This is a genomic window from Mesorhizobium sp. CNPSo 4684 (genome assembly GCF_057784315.1).
Map to the genome: position 1 here is coordinate 158,550 of NZ_JBWLUX010000002.1, position 15,155 is coordinate 173,704.

Annotated in this window: 11 protein-coding genes, 3 pseudogenes and 1 riboswitch; of the genes and pseudogenes, 10 read left to right on the plus strand and 4 right to left on the minus strand. The window is 61.7% G+C overall.

Annotated elements, in window-relative coordinates; translation table 11 throughout:
- Positions 1 to 25: 25 nt before the first annotated feature.
- From AC04SG_RS02265 to AC04SG_RS02275, 3 genes are all read right to left on the minus strand, one after another.
- The gene (locus tag AC04SG_RS02265) at positions 26 to 1,306 is read right to left on the minus strand and encodes an epoxide hydrolase family protein (RefSeq protein WP_488549750.1); all 1,281 of its coding nucleotides are present in this window, start codon (positions 1,304 to 1,306) and stop codon (positions 26 to 28) included.
- On the minus strand, positions 1,303 to 1,731 hold the full coding sequence (locus AC04SG_RS02270) for a DUF6130 family protein (protein ID WP_203277314.1): 429 nt from the start codon (positions 1,729 to 1,731) through the stop codon (positions 1,303 to 1,305). The genes AC04SG_RS02265 and AC04SG_RS02270 overlap by 4 nt, the downstream gene beginning before the upstream one ends.
- 88 nt (positions 1,732 to 1,819) lie before the next feature.
- Positions 1,820 to 3,181 (minus strand): epoxide hydrolase family protein, encoded by a 1,362-nt coding sequence (locus AC04SG_RS02275; protein WP_488549751.1) that lies wholly within the window; start codon positions 3,179 to 3,181, stop codon positions 1,820 to 1,822.
- A gap of 222 nt (positions 3,182 to 3,403) precedes the next feature.
- Between AC04SG_RS02275 and AC04SG_RS02280 the strand changes: the two genes are divergently transcribed.
- The 9 genes and pseudogenes from AC04SG_RS02280 to AC04SG_RS02320 all read left to right on the plus strand — a co-directional run.
- Positions 3,404 to 6,259 carry an ATP-binding protein gene (locus tag AC04SG_RS02280; RefSeq protein WP_488549752.1) on the plus strand — a complete coding sequence of 952 codons (2,856 nt, stop codon included), beginning with the start codon at positions 3,404 to 3,406 and terminating at the stop codon, positions 6,257 to 6,259.
- Between the two features lie 153 nt (positions 6,260 to 6,412).
- A pseudogene (locus AC04SG_RS02285) lies at positions 6,413 to 6,537 on the plus strand (ATPase); the annotation flags it as partial.
- A gap of 169 nt (positions 6,538 to 6,706) precedes the next feature.
- A riboswitch (guanidine-I (ykkC/yxkD leader) is annotated at positions 6,707 to 6,822 on the plus strand.
- 100 nt (positions 6,823 to 6,922) lie between these two features.
- Entirely contained in the window at positions 6,923 to 7,987 is a 1,065-nt protein-coding gene (locus AC04SG_RS02290) for a putative urea ABC transporter substrate-binding protein (protein ID WP_488549753.1), read from the plus strand.
- A 110-nt stretch (positions 7,988 to 8,097) separates the two neighbouring features.
- Entirely contained in the window at positions 8,098 to 8,910 is an 813-nt protein-coding gene (locus AC04SG_RS02295) for an ABC transporter permease (protein WP_488549754.1), read from the plus strand.
- On the plus strand, positions 8,907 to 9,728 hold the full coding sequence (locus AC04SG_RS02300) for an ABC transporter ATP-binding protein (RefSeq protein ID WP_488549755.1): 822 nt from the start codon (positions 8,907 to 8,909) through the stop codon (positions 9,726 to 9,728). Before AC04SG_RS02295 ends, AC04SG_RS02300 begins: the two co-directional genes overlap by 4 nt.
- A gap of 1 nt (position 9,729) precedes the next feature.
- On the plus strand, positions 9,730 to 10,938 hold the full coding sequence (locus tag AC04SG_RS02305) for an agmatinase family protein (RefSeq protein ID WP_112559951.1): 1,209 nt from the start codon (positions 9,730 to 9,732) through the stop codon (positions 10,936 to 10,938).
- A 2-nt stretch (positions 10,939 to 10,940) separates the two neighbouring features.
- Entirely contained in the window at positions 10,941 to 11,465 is a 525-nt protein-coding gene (locus AC04SG_RS02310; protein WP_488549756.1) for a hypothetical protein, read from the plus strand.
- A 62-nt stretch (positions 11,466 to 11,527) separates the two neighbouring features.
- Positions 11,528 to 12,094, plus strand: coding sequence for a HupE/UreJ family protein (locus AC04SG_RS02315; protein WP_436260850.1), 567 nt, complete (start codon positions 11,528 to 11,530; stop codon positions 12,092 to 12,094).
- A gap of 158 nt (positions 12,095 to 12,252) precedes the next feature.
- Positions 12,253 to 12,381: pseudogene (locus AC04SG_RS02320) on the plus strand (SDR family oxidoreductase); the annotation flags it as partial.
- A 292-nt stretch (positions 12,382 to 12,673) separates the two neighbouring features.
- Here AC04SG_RS02320 and AC04SG_RS02325 read toward each other — a convergent pair.
- Positions 12,674 to 13,180: a YciE/YciF ferroxidase family protein gene (locus AC04SG_RS02325; protein WP_488549757.1), complete on the minus strand. Its 507-nt coding sequence runs from the start codon at positions 13,178 to 13,180 to the stop codon at positions 12,674 to 12,676.
- A gap of 240 nt (positions 13,181 to 13,420) precedes the next feature.
- On the opposite strand from AC04SG_RS02325, the pseudogene AC04SG_RS02330 reads away from it, so the two are divergent.
- Positions 13,421 to 15,130 (plus strand): annotated as a pseudogene (locus AC04SG_RS02330) (HAD family hydrolase).
- Positions 15,131 to 15,155: the final 25 nt, after the last annotated feature.

Below are 15,155 nucleotides of genomic sequence, written 5' to 3' on the forward strand. Positions count from 1 at the left end.
TTGTCGTTCCTTTCTAGTGAGGTCGTTATTTGGTTTGCCGCAGCGGCCTGAAGGCAGCGCGCAACTCGGCGGAGAAGAGTTCCGGCTGCTCCCACGCGGCGAAGTGGCCGCCTTTGTCGACCTGATGGAAGTAGATCAGGTTGGGATAGGCGCGCCGGGCCCACGTCTCGGGGGCCTGATAGCCTTCCCCTGGAAAGACCGTGATGGCGACCGGCACCGAGATTTCGTTGGTCTTCTCCGGGTCGGCAAAAACGGGACTGCGCCCGCCGCCGTACTCCCAGTAAATGCGCCCCGACGAGGTGGCGGTGTTCGTCAGCCAGTACAGAGTTATGTCGTCCAGCACCTCGTCCAGCGACTTTTCAGGGTCGCTTTTGTCGTAGGTCCAGCCCGAAAAGCCCGGATGCCCGAGCATCCAAGCGGCCAGCCCTGCGGGGGAGTCATTGATGGCGTAACCGATCGTCTGGGGCCGGGTGCCCATCATCGTGGCGTAGGATCTGTTCCCCATCTTGGCCGCCATGCTGAGCGCATCGAACGCCGCGCGCTCCTTGTCCATGAGCCTCGCCGGCGCCGGTCCGCCGGCGGCGAGCACCGCGGCAATCTCTGGGGGTACGACAGCCGGCAGGTTGACATGAATGCCGAGCAGGCCTGCCGGGGCCAGACGTCCCATCGCATTCGAAACGGGAGAGCCCCAGTCGCCGCCCTGGGCGACATACTCTGTGTAGCCAAGGCGCTTCATCAGCTCTGCCCAGGCTCGTGCAATGCGGTCTGTATCCCAGCCGGTATCTGTGGGTTTGCCGGAGAAGCCGAAACCCGGCAACGAAGGCAGTACGAGGTCGAATGCGTCCTCAGGGCTGCCGCCATGCGCCGTGGGATCGGTGAGCGGGCCGACCGTTTTGAGCAGTTCCAGCACCGAGCCAGGCCAGCCATGCGTCATGATCAGCGGCAGGGCATGGGGATGTTTCGAGCGAACGTGGATGAAGTAAATGTCCACGCCGTCGATCGTGGTCATGAACTGAGGCAGGGAATTCAGCCTCGCTTCTGCTGTCCGCCAGTCGTAGGCCGTGCCCCAATACTCGACGAGCGGCCTGATCTTCGCGAGCTGTATGCCCTGCGACTGGTCATCGACCGTCTCCCGGTCGGGCCACCGTGTCTGCGCAATGCGACTGCGAAGATCATCGAGCGGCGCTTGCGGCACATAGACTTTGAAGGGCCGGATCGAGCGATCCTCAACCGGGTTGGCGGTGGCGGGCGCGGAAAGGATGCAAAGCCCGAATGCCAGCACGGCCGCCAGTTGGTCGAGCCTCATAGCTGCACCTTCTTGTCCGGAGTATGGAACGTCACCGTTTGTTTGGTGAAGACTTTGCCTTCGGGATCCACCACCTCGATCAGCACCTTGTGCTGGCCGCTTGGCATGCCGACCAGGATGATGGTGTTGCTCTGACCGTAGTCCGCCCACGCCCAAGGCAGGTCGTCGATGGTGACATGCAGATGCCCGACCCGCGGAGATACGTTGCGCGCGGCCGCCCCGCCCACAGGCAGGATGCGCAAGTTCTCCACCCGGTACGGGATGAACACGACGCCGCCGGCCAGCGGACCCGGAAGCGGCGGCTCCACGATCAGCTTGGGTGCGGGCTCGTTGTCGATGGGAACGACGGTGCTCTGGGCAAAAGCGCCCGTGGCGAGCACGGTGCAAGCCGCGAATGCGGCGAGCGTCTTGATGAGGGGGTTCATTGCAGTCGCTCCCTTCGGAGGTTCGCTACGCAGCTATCGCTGGGCGGAAGATGACGCGCGTCCGGTGCGCCATCCCCCCGGCAACACGTCATGTCTGCAACGTCTTGAATGTTGCGCGCACCTCTTCGGTGAAACTCTTCGGCTGCTCCCAGGCGGCGAAATGGCAGCCCTTGTCCGTGCGGCCATAGTGCAGGAGCTTCGGGAACGCGCGTTCGGTCCAACTCTTCGGTGCGGTGTAGATTTCGCTGGGGTTCGCAGTCGCACCGACGGGTATGGTGATGCCCTTGGCGTCGAAGAAGCCGGCCTTCGCCGTTTGCGTATGTTCCCAATAGAGACGTGCCGACGAGATCGCCGTGTTCGTCAGCCAGTAGAACGTGATGTTGTCGAGGATGTCGTCGCGGGTAAGGCCCTCCGGCTCTCCATCGAAGGAGCGGGCGATCAGCGCATAACTGTCCGCATCGTGATCGAGGATCCACGCCGCCAGGCCGGCCGGTGAATCGACGATCCCGTAGAGCGTTTGCGGACGAAGAGCCATCTCGTTGGCGTAGCCCAGGCCGTTTTTGTAGAAGAACGCTACCTGCTCGTAGGCACGCTTCTCGTCGGGGCCAAGATCAGCGGGGGGCGGACCGCCGGAGGCCAGCGCCTTCACGATCTCCGGCGGAATGGTCCCAGGCATGTTCGTGTGGATGGCGACCAGCTCAGGAGGTGCGATCAGGGCCATCTGTTCCGTGATGAGTGCTCCCCAATCGCCGCCCTGCGCGACGTAGCGGTCGTAGCCGAGGCGTTTCATCAGCACGATCCACGCCCGCGCGATGCGCCCCGGATCCCAACCGGTTTCGGTGGGTTTGCCGGAAAAGCCGTAACCCGGCATCGACGGGATCACCACGTCGAACGCCTCCGCCTCCGTGCCTCCGTGTGCGGTGGGATTGGTGAACGGGTCGATGATCTTCAACAGTTCGATGACCGAACCGGGCCAGCCGTGCGTGATGATGACAGGCAGGGCGCCCTGATGCTTTGACTTCACATGGATGAAGTGGATGTCGAGCCCATCGATCTCAGTGACGAAATTCGGCAGCGCCTTCAACTGCGTCTCGCACTTGCTCCAATCGTATTCCGTTCCCCAGTACTGCATGAGCTTCTGCATTGTGGCGAGTTGCACGCCCTGCGTTGGCCCTACAGTTGCTGGGGTCGACCAGATCCGCCGGGACGCCTCGTCGGAGACGAGTTCGCGCTCGGGCCAGCGCGTGGCGGCGATGCGCCGGCGAAGCTCATTGATCTCCTCCTGCGGAAAACTGACAGTGAAAGGGCGGATGGCATCGCTCGTGGATGCGGCGGCCAATTGCGACGGGAGCAGGCTCGCCGCGCCGGCGGCGGCGATGCCGGCCGCCGCAGTGCCCAAAAGTCGCCGGCGATCCTGGTCGATTGCTTCTGAGGTTCTGGTCGTGTCCATGGGTCTCTCCTGGGTTGATGGGTTTGCGATCCAAGGTAACTTGAACTACGCCCAGGAGGCGGGATTAGCCCGTTATGCGTCGTGAGCTTGTGTTAGCCGCTGCCGGCCTGCCGCTTTTTTGAGCAGATAGGAGGCGCCTGGACTCTGAGACTCCCTATGGTGCAGGGGCGCTCCTTGACTTAAACTGCGGCGCGGGTGCAGGCGGCTCCAAAAGAAGACGCCATGACGACAACGGGAATACAAGCCAAAGACAGATTGTCGTTTGGCCCTTTCCATTTGGCTGCGGGTGAAAGGCTCCTGACGAGAGAAGGCGCTCCCGTAGAACTGGGTTCGCGCGCCCTCGACATTCTCGTGGTCCTGACCGCTGCGCCGAATGAAGTCGTCAGCAAGAAGGAACTGATGTCGCGGGTTTGGCCGGATGTCGTCGTCGAGGAAGGCAGCCTGCGGTTCCACATGACCGGACTGCGCAAGGCGCTGGGCGATGGAAAGGGTGGCGCGCGGTACATCACGACGCTTCCGGGGCGGGGCTATTGCTTCGTTGCGCCGGTCTCGCGATTAAACAGCTCACGCGACGAAGTCCCATTCATTGCCGCTGGGTTTCCGCACGCGAATCTTCCAAACCGCTTGAGCAGGGTGGTCGGGCGGGACGAGGATGTTCTTAAGCTGTCGGTGCAGCTGAATGCTTCGCGGTTCGTCACCATCGTTGGCGCCGGTGGCGTAGGCAAAACCACCGTCGCGATCGCAGTGGGGCATCACCTGATCGAAGCATTTTCAGGGGCGGTCTTGTTCGTCGATCTGGGAATGATCGGCGATCCCGGTCTGGTGACGACAGCCGTCGCCTCGATGCTTGGGCTGACGGTTCAAACAGAAGATGCGACGCCCAACCTGATCGCTTACTTGCGCAACAAGCGGATTCTCTTGATCCTCGATACCTGTGAGCATCTCGTGGATGCGGTGGCGCCTCTGGCCTCGAGCATCGTCGATGCGGCGTCACAGATCTACATCCTGGCGACGAGCCGCGAGGCGCTTCGGGTCCAGGGCGAACATATCTACCGGTTGGATGCGCTTGCGTTTCCGCCCGACGAACCGGGGTTAACGGCGGCCATCGTCCAGACATTCCCGGCCACTCAGCTGTTCGTCGAGCGGGCGGTGGCAGGTGGCGCTCGTTTGGACGTCGGCGACGCCGAGGCCTTGGTCATCGCAAGCATCTGCCGAAAGCTTGACGGGGTGGCGCTCTCGATCGAACTGGCGGCCAGACGCGTCGAATCCTATGGGCTGCAGCAGACAGCCGCGCTTCTCGATCAACGCCTGACACTGCTGTGGCTCGGTTCACGGACAGCGCCGCCGCGTCAGCAGACCTTGCAGGCGACACTAGATTGGAGCTTTGGGCTCCTGACCGACCTTGAGCGCGTGGTGCTTCGCAGGCTCGCTGTGTTCGTCGGTCATTTCACGCTCGATGCCGCCCTGGAGGTCGTGACGAGCGCGACCCTCGACCGATCGACCGTCCTTGGCGCCATGGACAGTCTTGTCGCCAAATCGATCGTGGCGACGCGCCCGGTCGGAGCAATGATGCGCTACAGGCTCCTCGATACGACGCGCGCCTACGTTCTCGACATCCGGACAGATGACGCCGAGGCTGCCGATCTGGCAGTGCGCCACGCCGCCTACTATCGGAGATGGCTGGAGCAGACCGGGATCGAGTGGCCAAGCCTGGCGACCGGTGAGGAGCGGGCGCCTCACTTCGCCGCCATCAACAATGTCCGGGCTGCCTTGGAATGGTGCTTCGGCGACAGCGGAAACGCCGACATCGGCGTCGGACTCGCCACCGCTGTCGCGCCGGTTTTCCTGGCAATGTCCTTGTTGCCGGAGTGTCATCGCTGGTCTGAAAGAGCAATACTCGCTTTCGACGATGCCGCCCGTGGCGGACTTGACGAGATGCATCTTCAGGCAGCCCTCGGCGTGTCCTTCATGTTCATGCGGGGAGGACGCGACAGGGCGCGCGTAGCTCTGGAGAGGAGCCTGGCGATCGCCGAGGAGCGCGGCGATCCGCTGGACCGGGTGCGTCTGTTGGGTCCGCTCAACATGTTCCATCTGCGGACGGGCAATTTCGCAACCGCCCTTGAGTTTGCAAGGCGTTGTTCAGCCACAGCCGCGACCTTGGACGACTCGGTCGCCAGCGCGCTGGCACACTCGATCCTGGGCATCTCGCTACACCTGCGAGGCGATCTCGCGGAGGCTCGCGCAGAGCTGGAGGCGGCGCTCGACCGTGGGCCGCGCTCCCAGCGGACCACGACGATCTATCTGGGCTTCGAAGGCAAAATCCTGGCCAGGGCCATCCTGGCGAGGAACCTTTGGCTACAAGGCCATCCGGATCAAGCCATGGCACACGCCCGACAGGCCGTTGAAGAGGCTGCCGCCATGGATCATTCTCTAACATTGGCGATCGCGCTGATCTGGGCGATATCGGTCTTCCTTTGGACCGGCGACCTGAAGAGCGCCGAGGCGTACATAGATATGCTCATCGCCCGCGCGGAATCCCATTCCATGACTCCTTACCTGCTGGTCGGTCGGGGCTTCAAAAGCGAAGTTGCGATCCGTCACGGCGATGCAAAAAGCGGCGTCGAGGGCCTGCGGACATCTCTTCAGAAGCTCCACGCGGCGCCTTATGAATTGCTCACGACGCCGCTCAACCTCTCGCTGGTTGGGGGACTGTCCGCGATCGGTCAGGTTGATGAAGCCATTGCGTTGATCGACGAGGCGCGTGGTCAGGTCGAAAAGAACGGCGATCAATTGTACCTCCCGGAGTTGCTGCGAATGAAAGGAAGCCTCCTTCTCCAGTCGGAGCGCAACCGTGATGAAGCTGCCGCCTACCTCATGCAGGCACTGGAGTTGAGCCGAAGTCAGCGCGCACGGGCATGGGAGTTGCGAACCGCAATCGACATGGCGACGCTGATGGCCCGGCAAAGGGAGGCGGATAGCGCTCGCGAGCTCTTGCAGCCAGTCGTGGAGCATTTCGTTGAGGGCCTGGACACTGCGGATGTTAAGGCTGCCGAGCACCTTCTGGCTACGCTGAGGTAGCAATCGCGTCATTGGCTTCTCCTGTCGGACAAAGAAAGCCTGTGGACTGTCAGCGTTTGGTGTAGCACCTATCGTGGATATCTGGGCTGGCGAATTCACGCCCCGACACTAATACCGCCATGCGCCGACTGCACCTCATGGAAATCCATGAGGGCGCCGAAGTCGATGGGCATGTTCCTGCGTTCCTGCGAGATGGATGTTCGTGTCGGAGGCAGCTACCGTTGGTGTTCGGCCACGATGCCTCAAACCCTGACGAGTTCTTCGGTAGGTACGGGGATTCGGAAGACCAGGACTGTCATCGGTTGGTGTGCGATCAAGGTTGCCCAATCTTCGGGCGCCGCGATGAATTTTTTATCATCGGCGCGGCGGGTCGAGGGGCGGCGCACGCGAATATGTCGTGCAAACCGTGCCATTCGAACCTGGCACACACCTTGCATGTTGTTTCATGTGCAGAGCGTCTAGGGTTCCGACCGCGGTTAGAGCGGTGCTGGTCCAAGAGATGCGACCGCCCGGGATGCATTGAGGCATCCGGCGGAACACGGCGGGCCAAAATCCCGGGAGAACCCTGCACGGGTTTGCTGGCGCGAACCTCTCCCGGATGCGCGCTCTGTAAACCCCAACATAAAGTCCGGACGCAATCCGGATCGCGAACAGGGGTACGCAATGCTTCGCAAGCTGGCCGCAATCATCCTAGCCGCAACACTCAGCCTTCCTATCGTTTCCGCTGCCGGCGCAGCGCCCAAGAAAGATTTCAAGATATGCTGGTCGATCTATGTCGGCTGGATGCCGTGGGGCTATCTTGCCGAAAGCGGCATCATGAAGAAATGGGCGGACAAATACGGCATCAATGTCGAGGTCACCCGCATCAACGACTATGTCGAGAGCATCAACCAGTACACAGCCGGCGGCTTCGATGGCTGTGCGATGACCAACATGGACGCGCTGTCGATCCCTGCGGGCGGCGGCGTAGACAGCACAGCCATGATCATCGGCGACTTCTCCAATGGCAACGACGCCGTCATCCTCAAGGACAAAGCTGCACTCACCGACATTGCCGGCCAGAAGGTCAATCTCGTCGAACTCTCGGTCTCGCATTATCTGCTGGCGCGGGCGCTGGACACGGTCAAGCTCACCGAGAAGGACATCACCGTCGTCAACACCTCGGATGCCGACATGGTTGCCGCCTATGGCACCAGCGACGTCACCTCCGTCGTCACCTGGAACCCGCTGGTTTCCGAGATCGTCGCCATGCCGGGTGCTCACAAGGTGTTCGATTCGTCGCAGATTCCCGGTGAGATCATCGACATGATGGTCGTCAACACCGAGACGCTGAAGGACAACCCCGCGCTGGGCAAGGCGCTTGTTGGCGCATGGTACGAAGCGATGCGTCTGATGACCTCGGGCACGCCGGAAGGCCAAGCAGCCAAGGAGGAGATGGCCAAGGCGTCCGGCACTGATCTCGCCGGCTTCGACGCGCAGCTTGCCTCGACAGCGATGTTCTTCGATCCCGCCAAGGCTGTCGAATTCACCAAGGGCGCCGAACTGCCGAAGACGATGGATCTTGTCCGCAACTTTCTGTTCAGCCACGGCATCCTCGGCACAAACGCGGTGAGTGTCGATGTGGTCGGCATGAGTTTTCCCGACGGATCCACGCTGGGCGACGCCAAAAACGTCAAGCTGCGTTTCGATCCAGCCTTCATGGCTGAGGCTGCAACCGCAACGCCCTGACACATAGGCATGACATGCTAGCCAGGGGCATTGGCATCATGAATGCAGTCTCCGAGGCGGGTGGGGAGGGTACGCGCCCTCCCCAGCCAGGGCCGAAGGTGCGCCTTCGCATGATCAACGCAAGCGTCTCCCGAGGTGGCGCCTTGTTTCTCGGCGCTTTGCCATTTCTGGTCGCAGCGGGCGCCTATCTGATAGCGTCGGGCAAAAGGCTGGACGCCAACCCTGCCGACAAGCTGCTGCCCTCGCCAGCACAGATGTGGTCAGCTTTCCTGGACCTTGCCACGGTTCCGGACAAACGCTCCGGCGATCTCATCCTGTGGGTCGATACCTATGCTAGTCTCGTCAGGCTGTTCGCGGGGGTGGCCGCCGCCACGCTGGTCGCCCTTTCGCTCGGCATCGCCATCGGCTTCATTCCGCGAGTGCGGGCCTTCCTGCTACCCTTCGTCACCGTCATCTGCGTCATCCCACCATTGGCGCTGCTGCCGATCCTGTTCATTGCGCTCGGCCTCGGCGAAACGGCCAAGATCACGCTGATCGCCATCGGCGTGGCGCCGGTGATGGTGCGCGACATCGCCAACCGGGTGATGGAGTTGCCGCCGGAACTGATCGCCAAGGCGCAGACACTCGGCGGCAACAGCTGGACCATGGTTCTAAGGCTCGTGCTGCCGCAGGTCATGCCACGGCTCATCACCTGCGTGCGGCTGGCACTCGGACCAGCCTGGCTGTTCCTGATCGCCGCCGAAGCCATCGCCTCTACAGAAGGACTGGGCTACCGCATCTTCCTCGTCCGTCGCTATCTGTCGATGGACGTCATCCTGCCCTACGTCGCCTGGATTACGCTGCTTGCCGTCATCACCGACTGGCTTCTGGTGCGACTGTCCCGGGCGTTGTCTCCCTGGGCTCATCCGGTGGAGGCCAAATGAGCCGCATCGTCGTCCATGGGCTGGAGAAGAGCTATGGCGATGCCCGGGTGCTCGAGCGGGTCAACGTTACGGCCGAGGCCGGCGAATTCCTGTCACTGGTCGGCGCCAGCGGCTGCGGAAAATCGACGTTCCTGCGCATCCTGCTCGGTCAGGAACAGCAAAGCGGGGGCGTGGTCATCGTCGGCGACAGCCCGATTGTGCCCGAGCCGACACCGCAGCGCGGCATCGTCTTTCAGCGCTATTCGGTGTTTCCGCATCTGACCGCCATTCAGAATCTGCTGCTGGTTGAAGACTTTCGCTCGGGCGGGCCGTTTGGCCGCGTCTTCGGTGTCAGGCGCAGAAGCGCCAGGCAAGAGGCCGAGGCCATGCTGGAACGGGTTGGCCTTGCCCATGCGCGCGACCTTTATCCGGCATCGCTCTCTGGGGGTATGCAGCAGCGGCTTGCGATTGCGCAGACCCTGCTAGGCCGTCCGCAGATCCTGCTTCTCGACGAGCCGTTCGGTGCGCTCGATCCCGGCATCCGCGCCGAGATGCACGAGCTGCTGACCGAGCTCTGGACCGAGCATGGCATGACGGTGGTGATGGTCACCCACGACATCGGCGAGGCCTTCAAGCTCGGCACCCGCGTGCTGGTCTTCGACAAGGTGCGCCACGACCCGCAGTTCCCGTCGGCCTACGGCGCGACGATCACCTACGATCTGAAGCTCGACCGTAAGAACCGGGCTTCCTCACGAGACGTGGCCAAGGTGGCCGCGATGGTCGGGACGGCCCGGCCGGATGCAGCAATGGCGACGACGGCGTCGCAAGGGAGATCTTAGAATGTTTGGAAATATCCCCGAACGCAGCCACCGCCGGGCGGGCGTGGTCGCCCGAGAGCCGTCGCGCCGTTTGCACCATCCTGATTTTGATGCCCGCGGCACGCAGGGCTGGAAGTCGATCGAGGCCGAGGGGAAGCTGCCGGAAAGCGGCTGGCGCAAGGAGCAGCAATGGGCGCTCGACATGGGCCTGCCCGGATCGGACTCGATCATCGACAAGTCGATCCCGACGTTCGCGCGCGGCGAGCTACCGCATTTCGCTGGCATCAACACCTTTCTGAAGGCGCCCTATGTCGAAAACGTCCGCGATGTCGGCAAATATGATGCGGCCGTCATTGGCATTCCCTTTGACAGCGGCACCACCTACCGGCCGGGAACCCGTTTCGGTCCGCAAGGCATCCGCCGTATCTCGGCGCTCTACACGCCTTACAACTACGAACTCGGCGTCGATCTGCGCGAACAGATGACGCTTTGCGACGCCGGCGACGTCTTCACCATTCCGGCCAACCTCGAAAAGAGTTTTGACCAGATCACCAAGGGCGTCAGCCATGTCGCCTCGTCGGGCGCGCTGCCGATCATGCTGGGTGGCGACCATTCGATCGGCTTCCCCTGTGTGCGCGGCATCGCCGACGTCACCTCGAAGCGCATTGGCATCATCCATTTCGATCGGCATATCGACATCCAGGAAAAGGATCTCGACGAGCGCATGCACACCACGCCCTGGTATTGGGCGACCAACCTGCCGAATGTCTCGGCAACCAATCTCGTGCAACTCGGCATCGGCGGCTGGCAGGTTCCCCGCTACGGCGTCGCCGAGGCGAGGAAGCGGGGCACTAACGTGCTCACCATTTCGGATATTGAGCAGATGGGGCTCGAGAAGGCGGCGGAAGTCGCTCTCGAACTCGCCTGGAAGGACACCGATGCCGTCTACATCTCTTTCGACGTCGACAGCCTTGATTGCGGTTTCGTGCCCGGCACGGGATGGCCAGAGCCTGGCGGTTTCCTGCCGCGCGAGGCGCTCAAGCTTCTCGGACTGGTGACGGCGCCGGGCATCTGCGGGCTGGAAGTGGTCGAGGTATCGCCGCCCTACGACACGTCGGACATCACTGCGCTGTTCGGTGTGCGCGTCGTCGTCGAGGCGCTCGGTTCGATGGTCGCCCACGGAAATCTCGGCAAGCACAAATCCATCATCGACAAACCGGTGAGTTTCTGACCATGCACGACGATCATGACCATTCTCATGGCCATCGCGACGGCCACCATCACCATGGGCCGAACGATCATCACACGCTTGGCCACAACGGACCCGCTGGCAAGCCGCTGCAATGGCAGACGCCGCATCTGCCATCTGACCAGGCCCAGGAGTCGCCTGTCGATCCCGCGTCGGCCGATCTCGATCTTGTTGAAACGGCCTTCCTGGAAGGATTTGCGCGAGCACCGGACCCATCCAGCTTTCTGCGTCTCGCCGGCATACCTTTTGTTGGTCAAATGGAGGACGGCGTGAGGCTTCATTTGCTGCGCGTCGAGACCGAGGACCTGGTCGATGTCGGCGCGGTCATGCCGCTCGTCGGCGGTACTGGCGTCGCCTATCATCCGTTGCCGGCGCGCCTGACATCGCACCGCCGCCGCCTTGCTTTCATTTATCACGATGGCACCCAGCAAAAACATCTCGGCTTCGCCGCGGCGCGCGCCCTTGCCGACCGTTCCGCTGCCTCGCAATTCGCCGTTCCCGGACATTGAACTCATTCGCCAACCTCATTCATCGGACAGACCCAACCATGAAAACGCTCCAAAGACTTGGCATGACTATCCTTTCGGCCTTAGCCGTCTTGACGCCCTCGCTGGCGTTCGCCCATCCGGGCGGCTATCACGTCCATGGCTTCCTGGCCGGCGTCGAGCATCCTCTGTTCGGCATCGACCATCTGCTCGCGATGGTAGCTGTCGGCATGATCGCCGCGAGAACCGGCGGGCGCGCCGTTCTTCTCGTTCCGTTGCTCTTCGTCTCCGCTATGGTCGTCGGAGCCCTGTTCGGAGTCGCCGGCATCGGCTTGCCCTCCCTTGAAACCGGCATCGCACTGTCGCTCGTGGTGTTCGGGGCGATGGTCGGTCTGGCGAAGCCTTTGCCGCTGGCCGTCGCCATGTCGCTGACGACCTTGTTCGGATTGTTCCATGGAAACGCCCATGGCCTTGAGATTCCCGAAAGCGACAGTGGCCTCGCTTATGCCGTCGGTTTCGTCCTCGCCACTTCGATCCTGCATGCGGTGGGCGTGTTGTCCGCCACCAAATTCGCCGGTTGGCCGGGAGCCATCCGCACCGCCGGTCTCGCCACTTCGCTGGTCGGGGTGGCCACGGCCGCGCAGTTCATCTGAATCAGTCTGCGAAGCAAGTTGCTTTCAACAGGGACGAAAACGTGATGAGACAGAAGTGGCTAATAGGGCTTCGTCGCCTTCGCGACATGCTATATCAACTGGTGAAGGCCCGCGCCGAGCGACTTTGACTATCGTCGTATAGTGATTGAGGATATGGAACACTGATCAATCGGTTCGCGACGACCGAAGAAGTCGCAAACATGGTCATCTACGTCTGTTCGGAGCAAGCGTCGGCGACTAGCGGCGCTGGTCTGCGCGTCGACGGCGGTGTCCTTTCAATCGTCTAAGGGCGCTGTCGTAGTACGGATGGGGCCGCCTCGTGCTTCAACAATCTTTCCGCGCTGCGGCGTCGCCTCGGGTGCCATCCAGTCCCTTGAACTCAATACGGGCCGAGAGATGCAGTCAAAGTCCTTTGGTGGCTATAAGGCCGCGGCTGAGATACCGCCACACGCTCCGATCGCGCGCCACGAAACCAGAGCCATTGCCGGCTCCTTGCGGCCACTTCAAGCGAACCTACGGGGGGGGAAGTTCTGCTCGGCCGGCTGGCTAAATGTGCCGGCCGACCGATTTTGAGTAGGCTTATTCCGCTGCCTGCAGGTTGATCTTGCTTTCCGCCATTTCGGTGAGCTTGCGATCGGTCGCCTGTTCTTCTTTCAGATTCTTGGCCAGCACGTTGGCGCAGTCGCTGCGGCCAAGCTGCTTGGCCCAAGCGATGAGCGTGCCATAGCGGGTCATTTCGTAGTGCTCGACGGCCTGAGCTGATGCAATCAGCGCCGCATCGAGAACTTCCTTGTCGTCGACGTCGCCACTCACATCGTCGGCTTCCTCAAGGATGCCGTCGATTGCCGGGCAGTTGATCTGCTTGGCCTTGACGCCACGCAACTCGAACACCTGTTCGACACGTTCGATATGACCCTTAGTCTGGTCGAGGTGTTTTTCAAATCCCGCTTTCAATTGCGGGTCGGTTGCCTTGTCGATCATCTTCGGCAGCGCTTTCTCGATCTGCTTTTCTGCGTAATAAATGTCGCGCAGCGTGTGCACGAAGAGATCGTCAAGTGTTTTGATGTCCTTCGAAAAAAAGCCCATGGCCTTGCCTTTCATTGCGTTCAATGTGCATTTCGGCGGCGAGTTTTTGCCTGCCACCCGCGAAGGCCGGGACCGGACCCCGGCTTGCCTTGGTCAACGTGCCGATACCGGAGGAGTTCCTGATTTCCGGGGTGGAACCGTCACCCCTTTTTGGAAATCCTGCGATCCCGCCGAGGAGCCTTTGGCTCAATCATACGTTCTGACCGGAGCGCGAACCGGAACGGTGAAAGGTCGGGCAGAATGTATTTCATTGCGTTGGCGACGGACTATGACGGCACATTGGCTCATGACGGAACCGTCACCACGAAAACGCTCGCTGCCCTTGAGCGGTTCAAAAAAACCGGGCGCAAGATGGTTCTCGTCACCGGGCGCGAACTGCCCGATTTGAAGCGCGTCTTTCCCGACATCGGCCTGTTCGACAAGGTCGTCGCCGAGAATGGGGCGCTGATCTACACACCAGCGAGTGAGGAAGAACGGGCCATCGCCCCATCGCCTGAGCCCAAATTCGTCGCTAGGCTGAAGAAGCAGGGCGTCAAGCCGTTATCGGTCGGACAGTCGATTGTCGCGACCTGGGAACCCCATCAGACCAAGGTGCTCGAGGTCATCAAGGAGCTTGGGCTGTAGCTGGAAATCATCTTCAACAAGGGCGCGGTGATGATCCTGCCGAGTGGCATCAACAAGGCTACCGGACTGACTGCCGCACTTCAGGACCTTCGGCTTTCGCCACACAATGTCGTTGGTGTCGGCGACGCCGAGAACGACCATGCCTTCCTGCAGGCATGTGGCTGCAGCGTCGCCGTGGATAATGCAATTCCCGCAGTCAAGACCACAGCCGATCTGGTCATGCGTGGCGCCCGCGGGAAGGGCGTGGAGGAACTGATCGACAAACTGATCAAGCGCGATCATGAGATCGTGCCGAGACGCCATGACGGCATCGTTCTCGGATCAGCCGGCGGCGACGAGATCTATTTGTCGCCGACCGATACGGTCCTCATCGCCGGCAGTTCGGGCATCGGCAAATCCACCTTGGCCACGGCGCTGACGGAACGCTTCGTCGAGAGCGGCTTCCAGTTCTGCGTCTTCGATCCCGAGGGCGACTATGACGGTCTCGAAGGCGCCGTTCGCCTGGGAGACGGCTCAAGCGCGCCGACAAAAGATCAAGTGCTGGATCTGATCGCCAAGGCCGACAGCAATGTCGTCGTCAATGGACTGGCCCTGCGCGTCAATGAGCGACCGGATTTCTTTGCCGACCTGCTGCCTGGCCTCAGTAGTTTCCGCCGTCGCACCGCGAGACCGCATTGGCTCGTCATCGACGAAGCGCACCATCTCCTGCCCAAGCGGCGCGACGATACGCGCGCGGTTCTGTCATTGGAATTGCCAGGCACGATCTTGATCACTGTCCACCCGGAAGCGATCTCGACCGACGTCTTGCGCCTGGTGACGGCTATCATCGCGCTTGGCCCCAAGGCGAAGGACGTCGTGAAGGTCTTCTGCCGCGAGACTGGCATCGAGCCGCCAAAGGAAATTTCCTCACCCAAGGGCGAGCGCGTGTTGTTCTGGCGACCACAGAAACGCAAGAAACTTGCCATGGTCAAAGTCATCGAGCCACGCCAGTCGCTCAAGCGACACAGCCGCAAATATGCCGAGGGGCAGCTCGATGAAGCCGGCAGCTTCTATTTCCACGGTCCTGACGATGCGATGAACCTCAGGGCCCACAATCTGATGATTTTCGCCCAGATGGCTGAAGGCATAGACGACAAGACCTGGGAGTTTCATTTGCGCGCCGGCGACTATTCCAAATGGTTCCGCCATCAGATCAGGGACAAGGACCTGGCACGCGAAACGGCCGAGGCGGAACAGGACCAAACGCTTTCAGCCGAGGAAAGCCGCAAGCGCGTGCTCGACGCGGTTCGGCGGCGATATACGGCACCCGCCACGGCGCCGGAATGAGGTGGAACGACCAGGCCCGGCGCTG